We start from the raw sequence: 15,307 nt of genomic DNA on the forward strand, positions 1-15,307 counted from the left end.
GGCCGCCGGACTAGTGGCCGTGGCCGTGGGAGTCGTGCGAGCCGGCACCGGTCTTGTGCGAGTGGCGGTTGGCGACGTCGCGGTAGCTCCACGTGACGAAGCCGAGCGCAGTGAAGGCGACGACGGCGATCAGCCCGTAGACGATGGTCGGCATCGGCAGCTCGGTGTGCGCTGCTTCAGCGAGGACGGTCGTCACGAGGGACATGCGGTGCTCCTTGGAATCGGGATCGCCCACTCAGGGCGTCGTCGAGTCTACCCGGACACCGCCGCGAGCCGGGTGCGGCGCTAGGAGCGGACCTGACCGGACCCGCGCAGCAGCCACTTCGTGCTCGTCAGCTCGGGCAGCCCCATCGGGCCGCGGGCGTGCAGCTTCTGCGTCGAGATGCCGACCTCGGCGCCGAAGCCGAACTCGCCGCCGTCGGTGAAGCGGGTGGACGCGTTCACCATCACCACCGCGGAGTCGACCTCGGCGAGGAAGCGCTCGGCGCTGCGCAGGTCGTCGGTGACGATCGACTCGGTGTGGTGGGTGGAGTAGCGGGCGATGTGGTCCATCGCCGCGTCGAGATCGTCGACGACGGCGACCGCGATGTCGAGCGAGTAGTACTCGGCCGTCCAGTCCTCCTCGGTGGCGGGCACCGCATCGGCGATGATCGCGCGAACCCGCTCGTCGCCGTGCACGGTCACTCCGGCGGCGGCGAGGCGGCCGAGGACGGGCGGCAGGAGGCGCTCGGCGGCGTCCCGGTGCACCAGCAGCGTCTCGAGCGCGTTGCAGGTGCTCGGGCGCTGGGTCTTGGCGTTGTGCACGATGTCGACGGCCCACTGCTCGTCCGCGGTCGCGTCGAGGAAGACGTGCACCACTCCGGCGCCCGTCTCGATCACCGGCACGGTCGACTCGGTCACGACCGACTCGATCAGACCGGCGCTGCCGCGGGGCACGAGCACGTCGACGTAGCCGCGGGCGCGCATCAGAGCCTTGGCGCCCTCGCGGCCGAAGTCGTCGACCGTCTGGATCAGCTCGGCGGGCAGGCCGACGGAGGCGACCGCCTCCTGCAGCAGCTCGACGAGGACGCGGTTGGTGTTCTCGGCCGCGCTGCCGCCGCGGAGGATCACGGCGTTGCCGCTCTTGAGCGCGAGGGCGGCGATGTCGATCGTGACGTTGGGGCGCGCCTCGTAGATGGCGCCGACGACGCCGAAGGGCACGCGCACCTGGGTGAGCGAGGCGCCGTTGGGCAGGTTCGAGCCGCGGACCGTCTGGCCGACCGGGTCGACGAGACCGGCGACCGCGACCACGGCGTCCGCGAGGGAGCCGAGGCGCGCCTCGTCGAGACGGAGGCGGTCCTGCAGCCCGGCGCTCATGCCGTTCTCCCGGCCGTTCGCGAGGTCGAGCCCGTTGGCCGGGACGACCCGCTCGACGGATCCGCGGACGGCGTCGGCGATCGCGAGCAGGGCGCGGTTCTTGAGGTCGGTCGTCGCGCTGCGGAGGGACCGCGAGGCCGTGCGGGAGGCGGCGAACCGCTCGGTCAGGACGGAGCTGTCGAGGGTCGTCTGCGGCATCCGGCCAGTGTATTCGCCGACGGCGCCTCGCCGAGGGCGGTGCCGAGGAGTCAGACCTCCTCGGCGTCGCCCACCAGGTCGTCCTCGTCGGAGACGCGCCAGACGCCGCCCTGGCGCTCGCGGTCGAGCTCGGCGCGGGCGGCCGCCTTGGCGTCCATCCGCTCGAGGTAGTTGTCGCGACGCTCGGCGCGGGTCTTGCGGTTGTTCTCCTCGAGGCGGAGGTCGGTGCCGCGCGGGGCGGTGATCAGCTCCGCCGTCGAGGTGAGCGTGGGCTCCCAGTCGAAGACGACGCCGTCGCCCGGGCCGATGACGACTGTCGAGCCGGCGACGGCCCCGGCCGAGAAGAGGCCGTTCTCGACGCCGAGCTTCGCGAGCCGGTCGGCGAGGAAGCCGACGGCCTCGTCGTTCGTGAAGTCGGTCTGCGCGACCCAGCGCTGCGGCTTGGTGCCGAGCACGCGGTAGACGTTGCCGTAGGAGCCGCCCTCGACGCGGATCTCGTAGTCCTTCTCGTCGACGGCGCGCGGGCGGATGGTGATCCGCTCGACCTTGGGCTCGGCCGCGAGGGCGAGACGGTGCTGCTCGACGATCTCGCCGAGGGCGAAGGTCAGCTGGCGCAGTCCCGAGTGGGAGACGGTCGAGATCTCGAAGACGCGGTAGCCGCGGGCCTCGAGGTCGGCGCGCACGAAGTCGGCGAGCTCCTGGGCCTCCGGCACGTCGACCTTGTTCAGGGCGATCAGCTGCGGGCGCTCGAGGAGCGGCACCTGGCCGTCGCCGACCGGGTACGCGGCCAGCTCGCCGAGGATGATGTCGAGGTCGGTCAGCGGGTCGCGGCCCGGCTCGAGCGTGGCGCAGTCGAGCACGTGCACGAGAGCGGTGCAGCGCTCGACGTGGCGGAGGAACTCCAGGCCCAGGCCCTTGCCCTCGCTCGCGCCCTCGATCAGGCCGGGGACGTCGGCGACGGTGTAGCGCGACTCCCCCGCCTGGACGACGCCGAGGTTCGGGGCGAGGGTGGTGAACGGGTAGTCGGCGATCTTCGGCTTCGCCGCGGAGATGGCCGCGACGAGGCTGGACTTGCCGGCCGAGGGGAAGCCCACGAGCGCGACGTCGGCGACGGTCTTCAGCTCGAGGACGACGTCGCCCTCCCAGCCGGGAGTGCCGAGCAGCGCGAAGCCGGGGGCCTTGCGCTTGGTGGTCGCGAGCGAGGCGTTGCCGAGGCCGCCCTGGCCGCCGGGGGCGATGACGAAGCGGAGCCCCGGCTCGTCCATGTCGAGCAGCTCCTCGCCCGTGGGCGACTTGACGACGGTCCCGACCGGGACCATCAGCTCGAGGAGGTCGCCGTTGCCGCCGGCGCGGTGGTCGCCCATCCCGGGGCCGCCGTTGGCCGAGGAGCGGTGCGGGTGCCGGTGGAAGGCGAGCAGCGTGGTGGTCTGCGCATCGGCGACGAGGACGATGTCGCCGCCGTGACCGCCGTTGCCGCCGTCGGGGCCGGCCAGCGGCTTGAACTTCTCGCGGCGGACGGAGACGCAGCCGTTGCCGCCGTGCCCGGCGCGCAGGTGCAGCGTGACGTTGTCGACGAAGGTGACCATGGTGTGTTCCGTCCGATGGGGAGGTGGCGGCGTCGGAGTGTCCGACGCCGGGTGCCGAGGTGCGCGGCGCCCACGAGCCCGGGGCTCGCGGTGAGGGTGCCGCAGCAACGCGCAAGGGGCGAGCCGAAGCCCGCCCCTTGCGTCCTGTGCCTGCTCGGCCGAGGAGAGCTGCCTAAGCGGCGGCCACCACGATGTTGACGACCTTGCGGCCGCCCTTCTGGCCGAACTCGACCGCACCGGCCGAGAGGGCGAACAGGGTGTCGTCCCCGCCACGACCGACGTTGACGCCGGGGTGGAAGTGGGTGCCGCGCTGGCGGACGATGATCTCGCCCGCGCTGACGACCTGACCGCCGAAGCGCTTCACGCCGAGACGCTGCGCGTTCGAGTCGCGACCGTTGCGGGTGGAGCTTGCGCCCTTCTTGTGTGCCATTTCTCATCTCCTCGAGACCGGGGGGCCGCAGCCCCGTGCTGATGCTCTGCGGAGCGATGGCTCCCGCCGCAGATCAGCGAAGTGTGGGTGTTACTTGATGCCCGTGACCTTGACGCGCGTGAGGTCCTGACGGTGCCCCTGGCGCTTCTTGTACCCGGTCTTGTTCTTGAACTTCTGGATGATGATCTTCGGACCGCGGAGCTCCTCGAGCACCTCGGCCGTGACCGACACCTTCTCGAGCGCCGCGGCGTCCGAGGTGATGGAGTCCCCGTCGACGAGGAGCACGGCAGCCAGCTGCACGGTGCCGTTCTCGTCGGCCTTGATGCGGTCCATCGTCACGATGGTGCCGACCTCGACCTTCTCCTGCCGGCCACCGGCGCGCACAACTGCGTAAACCACTTCTCGTACCTGTTTTCTCATCTGGACGGCGCGTGAGCGCTGTCCGGGGCTTGTAAGGACGGGGTCGGACCCCGGTCTTCCCGGTCGTACCCGTCTCTCGTACGGGACGAGGGGACCGGCACCGCGGCTCGCATCCCGTGAGGGACCGAGCGGCAACGGAAATCTGCGTGAGCACATGGATCGCGCCACACCAACGGTCAAGAGTACGGGATCCGTGCTCCCCGGTCAAACGCGCACCGCCCCGGAGGGGGTGCCGCCCGACCGACGACCCCGTCACGATAGTGCAGGCCGTGCCGCGGATCGGGCAGGCGCGCCGCCTACGATCGACGGATGGCGATCCTCCTCGACGCGGCGCGCTGGCCCGCCCATGACACGCTCTGGGCCCACCTCGTCAGCGACTCCTCCCTCGAGGAGCTGCACGCCTTCGCGCGCCGCGTCGGGCTGCCCGAGCGCGGCTTCGACCTCGATCACTACGACGTGCCCGCCGCGCGTCGCGAGGAGCTGCTCGCGGCGGGCGCCGTGCCCGTGGGCAGCCGGGAGCTGGTCGAGCGGCTCCGCGACAGCGGCCTGCGCGTGAAGGGCCGGGACCGGGACGCGGAGAGGGCCCGGCGCCGGCTCTCGCCGGGCACCGGGCCCCACTGATCGTCGCTGGTCGCGCTACTGCGCGCGGCGCGGCGTCTGCTCGGGCACGACCGCGATCCCGGTGAGCGCCGCCGTGGTGACCCGACGGCTCTTGGCGCGGCCCTGGCCGGGCTGCTTGGGTGCGGGCAGCGCGTCCAGGACGGAGTCGAGCAGGTGCTCGGCGACCGCGCTCGGCACCCGGCGCTCGGTCACGACCGGAGCGGGCGGGATCGGGATGTCGAGGATCGGGACCACCGGGGCCTGGGCCGCAGGAGCCTCGGCCGCGACGGGCTGAACCGCGGGCTCCTGCGCTGCGGGCTCCTGGGCCGTCTCGCGGGCGGCGGGAGCGGACTCCTGCTGCTCGCCGGACTCCGGCGTCTCCTGGCGCGGCTCGCGGTCGCGGCCTCGGCGACGGCGCTCGCCCCGGGCGGGACGCTCGCGGCGGCCGGACGACTCGCCCTGACGCTCCGCGGACTGCTCGCCCGACTGCTCGGCGGACGGATCGGCCGGCTGCTCGGCCGGCGGCGTCTCCGCGGTGGTCGTGGCCTCGTCGACGAGGGCGACGGCCTCCTCCGCCGCGTGCCGGACGGCGGCCGGGTGGATCGTGCTCGCCGCGATCTGCGCGAGCGCGTTCTTGGCGTCATCGGTGATGGCGTGGGTGCTGACCGGCTTGGAGCCGTTCTGCGCCCCGGCGCCGTTCTGGGCGCTGTAGCCGTTCTGAGCGGCCTGGCCACCGCGGCCGTTCGAGGGCTGCTCGCCGACGGGCTTGCCGCCGCGGCGGCGCTCCTGCTGCGGAGCAGCGGTCGAGCGGTGCTTGACCACCGGGTCGTGCTGGACGATGACGCCGCGGCCCGCGCAGACCTCGCAGTTCTCGCTGAAGGTCTCCAGGAGGCCGAGGCCGAGCTTCTTGCGGGTCATCTGCACGAGGCCGAGCGAGGTGACCTCGGCGACCTGGTGCTTGGTCCGGTCGCGGCTCAGGCACTCGACCAGGCGCCGGAGCACGAGATCGCGGTTGGACTCGAGCACCATGTCGATGAAGTCGACGACGATGATGCCGCCGATGTCGCGCAGCCGGAGCTGGCGGACGATCTCCTCGGCGGCCTCGAGGTTGTTCTTGGTGACCGTCTCCTCGAGGTTGCCGCCGGAGCCGACGAACTTGCCGGTGTTCACGTCGACGACCGTCATGGCCTCGGTGCGGTCGATCACGAGCGAGCCGCCGCTGGGCAGCCAGACCTTGCGCTCGAGGGCCTTCTCGATCTGCTCGGTGATGCGGAACTCGTCGAACGCGTCCTGCTCGCCCGAGTAGACCTGCACCCGCTCGAGCAGGTCGGGAGCGACCTGGCTGAGGTAGAGCTCGATGGTCTCGCGGGCGTCGTCGCCGGCGATCACCATCTTCTCGAAGTCCTCGTTGAAGACGTCGCGGACGATCTTGATCAGCAGGTCGGGCTCGCTGTGCAGCAGCGCCGGCGCCTGGCCGGTCGCGGCCTTGGTGCTGAGCGCGGTCCACTGCGCGGTGAGGCGCTCGACGTCGACCGTGAGCTGCTCCTCCGTGGCGCCCTCGGCGGCCGTGCGGACGATGACGCCCACGTTCTCGGGGAGGACCTCCTTGAGGATCTTCTTGAGGCGCGCGCGCTCGGTGTCCGGGAGCTTGCGCGAGATGCCGTTCATCGAGCCGTTGGGCACGTAGACGAGGTAGCGGCCAGGGAGCGAGATCTGGCTGGTGAGGCGGGCGCCCTTGTGGCCGACCGGGTCCTTGGTGACCTGGACGAGCACGCGGTCGCCGGGCTTGAGCGCGAGCTCGATGCGGCGGGGGCCGCCGGCGTTGTTCGCCGCGTCCCAGTCGACCTCGCCGGAGTAGAGCACGGCGTTGCGGCCGCGCCCGATGTCGACGAAGGCCGCCTCCATGCTGGGCAGGACGTTCTGCACGCGGCCGAGGTAGACGTTGCCGATCAGCGACGCCTCCTGCGAGCGGGCGACGTAGTGCTCGGCGAGGACGCCGTCCTCGAGCACGCCGATGCGGATGCTGTCCTCCTTCGAGCGGACGACCATGACGCGGTCGACGGCCTCCCGGCGGGCGAGGAACTCGGACTCGGTGACGACCGTGCGGCGGCGGCCGGCGTCGCGGCCGTCGCGGCGGCGCTGCTTCTTGGCCTCGAGGCGGGTCGAGCCCTTGATGCGCTGCGGCTCGGTGATCAGCTCCGGCTCGCGCGCCTCGCGGGGCTCGCGCTGCTCGCGCGGCTGACGGACCCGGACGACGGTGTTCTCGGGGTCGTCGGAGCCGCCGCGGTCGCTCTCGCCGCTGCGGCGGCGCGAGCGGCGGCGGACGGAGCCCTGCTCCTCCTCCGGCTCGTCGCGCTCCTCGCGGACGCCGAGCGGCGCGCCGCGGGGCGGGAGTGGGGTCAGCTGGACGTAGTCCGGCAGGATCGGCGCCTGGAAGAGCAGCGACGTGCTCGGCAGCGGCGGGCGGCGGGGCGCGGACTCCTCCGTCGCGGACTGCTCGGCGTCGGCCGGCGACTCCGGGCCGGCGGTGAAGAAGGCGGCGCCGGTCGAGGCCGGCCCTTCCGTCTCGCCGGACTCGGCGCTCGCGTCCGGCGCGGTGGTCTGCTCGGTGTCCTGGGCTGCCGTGTCCGGGGCGGTGGTGTCCGACCCGTTCTGCTCGGCGTCGTTCGTGTCGATGATCGTTTCCCCTGTCGCTGATGCGCTCGATCCGGCCCGTCGGTTCGTCCGACGGCCACCGAAGAGGCGACTGATCTTCCTGGCCCCGCTGCGGGGCTCGTCGCGGTCCGGTTCGGATCCGCCCGTGCTGTTGTCTTCCACCATTCCTGGTGCACTCCTCGGCCGGGTCGTGCGCCGCGCCGTCGACCCGGATGCTGTTCTCGAGCGACGGGCCTCGGCCCGCCGCGAATCCTTCCGCTCCCCCGGTCCCGTCGCTCACGTGGCGCAGGACTCCGGTTGCAGCTTCTCCTCGGAACTGACTATCCGACACGTGGAGATGCGTCGCGCTCATTCGCGGAACGCTGTCGATCTCCTGTGGCCCGGTGCTCGCCCGGTAAACCTTCTTCGCGTCGGTGCGGGATCTTCCGGGCCGACGGCTCCGATTATCGCACGCATTCCCAGAGCCGCCGATTCGCCGCGTGCCATAATCCCCCGGTGTCCAGCGATCCCGAGGTGCCGAGCGCCCCCACCCAGCAGCGTCCGGTCCTCTTCGCGGTGCTCCTGATCGTGCTCGGCGTGATCGGCTGGATCGCCGCGTTCACGCTGACCCTCGACAAGTTCACCTCGCTGAGCGGGTCGTCGGAGGCCCTCGGCTGCGACTTCAGCCTGCTCGTGCAGTGCAGCGCCAACCTGAAGTCGGCGCAGGGCGCGATCTTCGGCTTCCCGAATCCGCTGATCGGCGTCGCCGCGTGGATCGCGCCGATCGTCGTGGGTGCCGGGCTGCTCGCGGGGGCGCGCTTCGACCGCTGGTTCTGGGCGCTGTTCAACCTCGGCTTCGTCTTCGCGCTCGCCTTCGTCGGCTGGCTGATCGCGACGAGCATCTTCGCTCTCGGGACGCTCTGCCCCTGGTGCATGCTCACCTGGGCCGTCGTCATCCCCGGCTTCTGGCTGGTGACCCTCCGCAATCTCCGTGAGGGCGTGTTCCCGGTCCCCGCCGCGGTCCGCCGCTTCGCGGGGGCCGCCTACGGCTGGGTGCCGTTCATCACCATCGTCTGCTACCTGGCGATCGCCGTGATGGCCCAGGTGCGACTCGACGTGCTGTCCTACCTCTGACGCTGCCGGGCTGACGCCCGACGCCGCCCCCGGGAGGCGGAGGATCTCGATACGCCCTCTCCGCCGGCTACTCGATCAGCATGGTTGCCGGCTATCGCGCTGCCTTCAGCATGCGCGGGGTCCCAGGCCGCGGGACGCGCCCTTCCTTGCTGGTCGAGTAGCCGCGCAGCGGCGTATCGAGACCCACCGTCGTCAAGACAGGAGTTTGCACACTCACCTGCCGACCCCGGTGGATCTCGATACGCCCGCTCCGCGGGCTACTCGATCAGCATGCTCGCACGCGGGCGACCGCCTCGGAGGCGCATCCGGGAAAGCGCGTGTCAGCGCTTTCCCGTCGCCGAGCGCAGGACGCTCTGCGGAACGCGTCCGCCTCCGAGAGCCGACCGCGGCGTCGCGGATTACCGCGGCGCAAGACGGCACCGCGGCGGTTCGCTACGCGAACCAGAGCGCGAGCTCGCGCTCCGCGGATTCAGCGGAGTCGGAGCCGTGCACCAGGTTCTGCTGGACCTTGAGGCCCCAGTCGCGGCCGAGGTCGCCGCGGATGGTGCCGGGGGCGGCGGTGGTGGGATCGGTCGTGCCGGCGAGGGAGCGGAAGCCCTCGATGACGCGGTCGCCGGCGATGCGGAGGGCGACGATGGGGCCGCTCTCCATGAACTCGACGAGGGGCTCGTAGAACGGCTTGCCCTCGTGCTCGGCGTAGTGGGCGGCGAGCAGCTCGCGGTCGGCCTCGACGAGCTTGATGTCGACGAGCGAGTAGCCCTTCGCCTCGATGCGGCGGAGGATCTCGCCGGTGAGGTTGCGGGCGACGCCGTCGGGCTTGACGAGGACGAGGGTCTCCTGGATGGCCATGGTTCGGCGGTCTCCTTAGGTCGGGGTGGGGTCGGTGGGCCCGTCCGCCGCGCGGCGGCTCTGGGTGTCGAGCTTGGTACCGGTGACCATGCAGTACGTCCACAGGGCGACGAACGCCGCGCCGATGACGAACATGATCGGGACCAGGGCACCGGTGGCCACGATAACGAACTGGAGGACCCAGCCGATCCGGAAGCCGGCCGGCCGGTTGAGGAGGCCGAGCGTCGCGACGAGGGCGAGGCAGACCACCGCTCCCCCGACGAGGACGATCACCGGGTCGGCGGCCTTCAGCCCGAAGGCGACGAGTGTCGCGAGGAAGACGATGACGGCCTCGAAGCCGAGGACGATCGAGCCGAGGCTCTCGCGGACGGTCCGGGTGCGGCGCGGCCGGCCGGCCCTCACGCGCCGAGCCAGTTCTCGTCGCGGGCGACGGTCATCGTCCGTCCGACGAGGGTGATCGACCCGGTGACGAGCAGGGCGCCCCTGTCGGTCCGGGCGGCGAGGAGGCGGCCTGCGGTGAGCGCGCCGTCCGGGTCCTCGGCGACGCGGACCGACTCCGCGGGGAACACGGTGCGGGCCAGCTCGGCGAGCTCCTCGGCCGGGACTCCGCGCTCGCTCGGGGCGGTCGTGACGATGAGCTCGTCGACGACCGGCAGGAGCGCGCGCAGGATGCCCTCCGCGTCCTTCTCGGCGAGGACGCCGAGGACCGCGGTGACGCGGTCGAAGTCGAAGTAGCGCTCGATCGCGGAGGCGAGGGAGGCCGCGCCGTGCGGGTTGTGCGCCGCATCGACGACCGTGCGCGGCGACTGGCCGACGATCTGGAGGCGGCCCGGCGAGGTCGCCGCGGCGAAGCCCTCGTCGAGGACGTTCCCGGTCAGCTCCTGCGTGCCGCCGCCGAGGAACGTCTCGACCGCGGCGATCGCGACCGCCGCGTTCTCGGCCTGGTGGTCGCCGAAGAACGGCAGCAGAAGCTGCTCGTAGCGGGTGACGAGACCGCGGACGGAGACGAGCTGGCCGCCCACGGCGACCGTGGTCGACTCGACGTCGAAGTCGGCGCCCTCGAACACGATCGTCGACTCGGTCAGCTCGGCCGCCTGCCGCAGCACCGCCTCCGCCTCAGGGGTCTGCTTCGCCGACACGACGGCGGCGGCGGGCTTCACGATGCCGGACTTGGTGCGCGCGATCTCCTCGATCGTCGCGCCGAGCTGCCGGGTGTGGTCGAGCGCGATCGGCGTGAAGACGGCGACCTGCGCGTCCGCGACGTTCGTCGAGTCCCACTCGCCGCCCATGCCGACCTCGATCACCGCGACGTCGACCGGAGCGTCCGCGAAGGCCGCGTAAGCCAGCACGGTGAGCGCCTCGAAGAACGAGAGCGTGCTCTCGCCCCGGCCGACGAGCTCGGCGTCGGTCATGGTGAGGTAGGGCTCGACGTCGAGCCAGTTCGTGGCGAGGCCGAGGTCGGAGATCGGCGCGCCGTCGATGACGATGCGCTCGTTGAAGCGCTCGAGGTGCGGGCTGGTGAAGAGGCCGACCCGCAGCCCGTGGGCGCGGAGCAGACTCTCGATCATCCGGCTGGTCGAGGTCTTGCCGTTGGTGCCGGCGACCTGGATGACGGGGTAGGCCTGCTGCGGGTCGCCCATGTAGTCGACGGCGCGGCGCGTCGGTGCGAGCCGCGGGCGGGGGCTCGCCTCGCCGAGCCGCTTCAGCAGGCTCGCGTAGACGGCGTCGGCCGCCTCACGCGCGAGCCGGGCGTCCTCCTCGGAGTAGCGGTCCTTGTCAGACATCGGAGGCCTCCACCTTCTCGACGCGGATGATGGCGGTCCCGGCGGGCCCGAAGGCGATCGCACCCTCGCCGCCCTCCAGCGCGGTGGTGAGCGCGGCGAAGGCGAAGCCGGTCGCGAGGGTCTCCTCGGCGATCCAGAGCGCGTGCGGCTCGAGGGCCGCCATGCTCATCTCGTCGAGGACGATCTCGAGCTCGATGCGGTCGCTGACCTCGAAGCCGGCGGCCTTGCGGGCGTCCTGCACGGCGCGGATCAGGTCGCGGGCCAGGCCCTCGGCCTCCAGCTCCGGCGTGGTCGCCGTGTCGAGCAGCACGAAGCCGCCGCGCGGCAGCAGCGCGATCGCGCGGTCGTCGGCACCCGAGCCGCCGACCTCCAGGGTCAGCTCGTACTCGCCCTCGACCAGCTCGACGCCGCCGGCGGTGACGACGCCGTCGGTCTCGCTCCAGTCGCCGGCCTTCGCGGCCTTGATGACGGTCTGCACGCCCCTCCCGAGGCGGGGGCCCGCGGCGCGCGCGTTGACGGAGAGGCGGGAGGTGACGCCGTAGTCGGCCGCGCTGGACTCGACCAGCGGGACCAGCGACACCTCCTTGACGTTCAGCTCGTCGCGCAGGATCGCCTCGAACGGCGCCAGCTCGGCGGCGTCGTCGACGACGACCGTGAGCCGCGCGAGCGGCAGGCGGACCCGGAGGCCGGCCTGCTTGCGCAGCGACAGCGCCGTGGACGAGATGCCGCGGACCGCGTCCATCGCGTGCACCAGCGTCTCGTCGACCGGGAACTCGGCGGCATCGGGCCAGTCGGCCAGGTGCACGCTCCGCCCGCCGGTCAGGCCCTGCCAGATCTCCTCGGTCATCAGCGGGAGCAGCGGGGCGGCGACCCGGCAGACGGTCTCGAGCACGGTGAAGAGCGTGTCGAACGCCTCCGTGCCGCGGCCCTCGGCGTCGACGCCCTGCCAGAAGCGGTCGCGCGAGCGGCGGACGTACCAGTTGGTCAGCACGTCGGCGAAGTCGCGGAGCGCGGCCGCCGCGAGGGTCGAGTCGAGCGCCTCGAGGTGCCCGGTCACAGTCTCGATCAGGTCGTGCGTCTTGGCCAGCAGGTAGCGGTCGAGCACGTCCTCGGAGTCGGTGCGGCGGCTCGCGCTGTAGCCCTCGCCCGCGGCGTCGACCGAGGCGTTGGCGTAGAGCGAGAAGAAGTACCAGGTGTTCCAGAGCGGCAGCAGCACCTGGCGCACGCCCTCGCGGATGCCCTCCTCGGTGACGACGAGGTTGCCGCCGCGCAGCACCGGGCTCGACATCAGGAACCAGCGCATGGCGTCGGAGCCGTCGCGGTCGAAGACCTCGGCGACGTCCGGGTAGTTGCGCAGCGACTTCGACATCTTCTGCCCGTCGTTGCCGAGCACGATGCCGTGGCTGACCACGTTGCGGAAGGCCGGCCGGTCGAAGAGCGCGGTCGAGAGCACGTGCAGCGTGTAGAACCAGCCGCGGGTCTGCCCGATGTACTCGACGATGAAGTCGGCCGGGTTGTGCGAGTCGAACCAGTCGGAGTTCTCGAACGGGTAGTGCACCTGCGCGAACGGCATCGAGCCGGAGTCGAACCAGACGTCGAGCACGTCGCTGATGCGGCGCATGGTCGAGCGGCCGGTCGGGTCGTCGGGGTTCGGGCGGGTGAGCTCGTCGATGTACGGGCGGTGCAGGTCCTCCGGGCGCACGCCGAAGTCGCGCTCGAGCTCGTCGAGCGAGCCGTAGACGTCGATGCGCGGGTAGTCCGGGTCGTCGCTCTTCCACACCGGGATCGGCGAGCCGAAGTAGCGGTTGCGGCTGATCGACCAGTCGCGCGCACCGGAGAGCCACTTGCCGAACTGGCCGTCCTTGACGTTCTCGGGGACCCAGGTGATCTCCTGGTTGAGCTCCTCCATCCGGTCGCGGATCGCGGTGACGCGGACGAACCAGCTGGAGACGGCCTTGTAGATCAGCGGGTTGCGGCAGCGCCAGCAGTGCGGGTAGCTGTGCTCGTAGCTGGCCTGGCGGAGCAGGCGGTGCTGCGCCCTGAGGAGCTGCGTCAGCGGCTTGTTGGCCTCGAAGACCTGCAGGCCGGCGACCTCGCTGATCTGCGGCAGGAAGCGGCCGCCGTCGTCGACGGAGATGATGACGGGGATCCCCGCCGCCTCGCAGACCTTCTGGTCGTCCTCGCCGTAGGCCGGCGCCTGGTGCACGATGCCGGTGCCCTCGCTGGTGGTCACGTAGTCGGCGACGAGGATGCGCCACGCGTTCTGCGTGCCCCACTGCTCGGTGTCGGCGTAGTGGTCCCAGAGGCGGTCGTAGCTGATGCCCTCGAGCTCGCTGCCGCGGTGCGTGCGCGAGACGGCGGCCAGCGCCGACTCCGCGTCCTCGTAGCCGAGGTCCTTGGCGTAGGCGCCGACCTGGTCGATGGCGAGGAGGTACTCGGCCGAGAGCTCGCGCTCCTCCGGCTCGCCCTTGCCGTCGGCGGCGCCGTTCGGGCCGGCCGCCAGCACGGCGTACTCGATGTCGGGGCCGACGGCGAGCGCGGCGTTGGTGGGCAGCGTCCACGGGGTCGTCGTCCAGGCGAGGGCGCGGACGGCGGTGAGGTTCAGCGCCTCGGCGGTCTCGCCGACGAGGGGGAAGGTGACCGTGACCGTCTGGTCCTGGCGCATCTTGTAGACGTCGTCGTCCATCCGCAGCTCGTGGTTCGAGAGCGGGGTCTGGTCGCGCCAGCAGTAGGGCAGCACGCGGTGGCCCTCGTAGGCGAGGCCCTTGTCGTAGAGCCGCTTGAAGGCCCAGATCACGGACTCCATGAAGGTGGGGTCGAGGGTCTTGTAGTCGTCGTCGAAGTCGACCCAGCGCGCCTGGCGGGTGACGTAGTCCTGCCACTCCCCCGTGTAGCGCAGCACCGACTCCTTGGCGGCCGCGTTGAAGGCGGCGACGCCCATCTCCTCGATCTGCGACTTGTCGGTGATGCCGAGCTGCCGCTCCGCCTCGAGCTCGGCGGGCAGGCCGTGCGTGTCCCAGCCGAAGCGGCGGTGCACCTGCTTGCCGCGCATCGTCTGGAAGCGGGGGAAGACGTCCTTGGCGTAGCCGGTCAGCAGGTGCCCGTAGTGCGGCAGGCCGTTGGCGAAGGGCGGGCCGTCGTAGAACACCCACTCCTGAGCGCCCTCGCGGGAGCGGATCGACTCCTGGAAGGTGTCGTCGGCCTTCCAGTAGGCGAGGACCTTCTCCTCGATCTGCGGGAACCGCGGCGACGCAGGGACGCCGCGGCCGAAGGCGGAGCCTGTGCTCGTTGGGACGCCGGTGCTCGCGTCGTCTCCGGCGCTCTCGGCATCGCGGGGGGTGGGCGGGGTCAGGGGGTAGGTCACGTGCGGTCTCCTGGCAGTGCTGCTGGTCTGCACGAGGACGGCCCGCCCGGATCTCAGACCCCGGGCCGGGTCGCGGTACCACCTCGCTTGAACCGCCCAGGACCGGCCCTCACGGGCTGTCCCTGGTCGCTCCCACTCGATCGGCTGTCACGGGCCGTACCCGTCCGGGTCTACTGGGCCGCGGCCGGGGCCGGGCTGTTCTTCCGGAGACTCACCGGTGATGGCCGGGTCGAAGTCGTCCAGCCGTTATCCTAGCGCGTCGGCGGTCGCCGGACAGGGGCGGAGGCGGTCATGGCGCAGACAGCGGGAGCGGGTCGCGGACGGCCGCGGGCGTCGTCGCGCTCCATGCTCGAGGACGCGGCTCTCGATCTCTTCGTCGAGCAGAGCTACGCGGGCACGACGGTCGAGCAGATCGCCCAGCGCGCCGGCGTCTCGCGCAACACCTTCTTCAACTACTTCACCTCGAAGAGCGACGTCTTCTGGGTGCTCGTCGACGACCGGCTGGCCGAACTGCCGGCGGCGCTCGAGGCGGCCTCCCCGGACGCGTCGACGATGGACGCTCTGCGCGGCGCGCTGCTCGCGGTCGGCGCGGGCTTCGGTCCGTCGAGCGTGCCGTGGGCGCTGACCCAGACCGAGCTGATCGGCAGCGTGCACGAGCTGCAGGCGTCGGCTCTCTCGCGGCTCGCTCGGCAGGCGGCGATCGTCGCCGAGTTCGTGCGAGCGCGGGCCGGACGTCCGCTGCCCGCGCACGTGGCGCACGCCGTCGCCTACGCGAGCGTCGGTGCGGCGGTCGCCGCGGTGCAGGCCTGGGCGGCCGCGGGGCCGACCCGCGGGGAGCTGGTGCCCTACCTCGACGAGGCGCTGACGCCGGTCTGCCGCGGTTTCGCGCCCGTCGTCGGCTGACCGCGCCCGCCCGTCGCGGCGTCCCGGCCCCGCGGTAGGATCGTCGCGG

General features: G+C 72.0%; 13 protein-coding genes. 3 read left to right on the plus strand and 10 right to left on the minus strand.

Annotated features, from left to right (window positions below; translation table 11 throughout):
• Positions 1-10: 10 nt before the first annotated feature.
• From MT353_RS11655 to rplU, 5 genes are all read right to left on the minus strand, one after another.
• The gene (locus tag MT353_RS11655) at positions 11-205 is read right to left on the minus strand and encodes a hypothetical protein (protein ID WP_123445826.1); all 195 of its coding nucleotides are present in this window, start codon (positions 203-205) and stop codon (positions 11-13) included.
• An 80-nt stretch (positions 206-285) separates the two neighbouring features.
• Complete coding sequence (locus MT353_RS11660; RefSeq protein WP_243624523.1) at positions 286-1,554, minus strand: glutamate-5-semialdehyde dehydrogenase; 1,269 nt, start codon at positions 1,552-1,554, stop codon at positions 286-288.
• Positions 1,555-1,604: 50 nt separating this feature from the next.
• Positions 1,605-3,140 carry a GTPase ObgE gene (gene obgE / locus MT353_RS11665; RefSeq protein ID WP_123703517.1) on the minus strand — a complete coding sequence of 512 codons (1,536 nt, stop codon included), beginning with the start codon at positions 3,138-3,140 and terminating at the stop codon, positions 1,605-1,607.
• Positions 3,141-3,312: 172 nt separating this feature from the next.
• Positions 3,313-3,570: a 50S ribosomal protein L27 gene (rpmA, locus tag MT353_RS11670; protein ID WP_123445823.1), complete on the minus strand. Its 258-nt coding sequence runs from the start codon at positions 3,568-3,570 to the stop codon at positions 3,313-3,315.
• 90 nt (positions 3,571-3,660) lie between these two features.
• Positions 3,661-3,969: a 50S ribosomal protein L21 gene (gene rplU, locus MT353_RS11675; protein WP_123445822.1), complete on the minus strand. Its 309-nt coding sequence runs from the start codon at positions 3,967-3,969 to the stop codon at positions 3,661-3,663.
• Positions 3,970-4,299: 330 nt separating this feature from the next.
• Between rplU and MT353_RS11680 the strand changes: the two genes are divergently transcribed.
• Positions 4,300-4,611: a DUF4031 domain-containing protein gene (locus MT353_RS11680; RefSeq protein ID WP_123445821.1), complete on the plus strand. Its 312-nt coding sequence runs from the start codon at positions 4,300-4,302 to the stop codon at positions 4,609-4,611.
• A 15-nt stretch (positions 4,612-4,626) separates the two neighbouring features.
• Here MT353_RS11680 and MT353_RS11685 read toward each other — a convergent pair whose 3' ends face one another.
• Positions 4,627-7,410: an Rne/Rng family ribonuclease gene (locus MT353_RS11685; RefSeq protein WP_243624525.1), complete on the minus strand. Its 2,784-nt coding sequence runs from the start codon at positions 7,408-7,410 to the stop codon at positions 4,627-4,629.
• Between the two features lie 330 nt (positions 7,411-7,740).
• Here MT353_RS11685 and MT353_RS11690 point away from each other — a divergent pair, with 330 nt between their 5' ends.
• The gene (locus MT353_RS11690) at positions 7,741-8,358 is read left to right on the plus strand and encodes a vitamin K epoxide reductase family protein (protein ID WP_243624527.1); all 618 of its coding nucleotides are present in this window, start codon (positions 7,741-7,743) and stop codon (positions 8,356-8,358) included.
• Between the two features lie 432 nt (positions 8,359-8,790).
• Here the strand turns inward: MT353_RS11690 and ndk are convergent, their stop codons facing one another.
• Genes ndk through ileS form a run of 4 tightly spaced genes read right to left on the minus strand, consistent with a single transcriptional unit; the run spans position 8,791 to position 14,355 of the window.
• The gene (gene ndk, locus MT353_RS11695; protein ID WP_123732274.1) at positions 8,791-9,207 is read right to left on the minus strand and encodes a nucleoside-diphosphate kinase; all 417 of its coding nucleotides are present in this window, start codon (positions 9,205-9,207) and stop codon (positions 8,791-8,793) included.
• 15 nt (positions 9,208-9,222) lie between these two features.
• Positions 9,223-9,609, minus strand: coding sequence for a DUF4233 domain-containing protein (locus tag MT353_RS11700; protein WP_243599174.1), 387 nt, complete (start codon positions 9,607-9,609; stop codon positions 9,223-9,225).
• Positions 9,606-10,991, minus strand: coding sequence for a folylpolyglutamate synthase/dihydrofolate synthase family protein (locus MT353_RS11705; protein ID WP_243624529.1), 1,386 nt, complete (start codon positions 10,989-10,991; stop codon positions 9,606-9,608). Before MT353_RS11705 ends, MT353_RS11700 begins: the two co-directional genes overlap by 4 nt.
• The gene (gene ileS, locus MT353_RS11710; protein WP_374204708.1) at positions 10,984-14,355 is read right to left on the minus strand and encodes an isoleucine--tRNA ligase; all 3,372 of its coding nucleotides are present in this window, start codon (positions 14,353-14,355) and stop codon (positions 10,984-10,986) included. The genes MT353_RS11705 and ileS overlap by 8 nt, the downstream gene beginning before the upstream one ends.
• Positions 14,356-14,646: 291 nt before the next feature.
• On the opposite strand from ileS, the gene MT353_RS11715 reads away from it, so the two are divergent.
• Entirely contained in the window at positions 14,647-15,258 is a 612-nt protein-coding gene (locus MT353_RS11715) for a TetR/AcrR family transcriptional regulator (protein WP_243624530.1), read from the plus strand.
• Positions 15,259-15,307: the final 49 nt, after the last annotated feature.

Origin of the sequence: Rathayibacter sp. VKM Ac-2927 (genome assembly GCF_022815525.1) — a bacterium.
In the GTDB taxonomy this organism is placed as follows: domain Bacteria; phylum Actinomycetota; class Actinomycetes; order Actinomycetales; family Microbacteriaceae; genus Rathayibacter; species Rathayibacter festucae.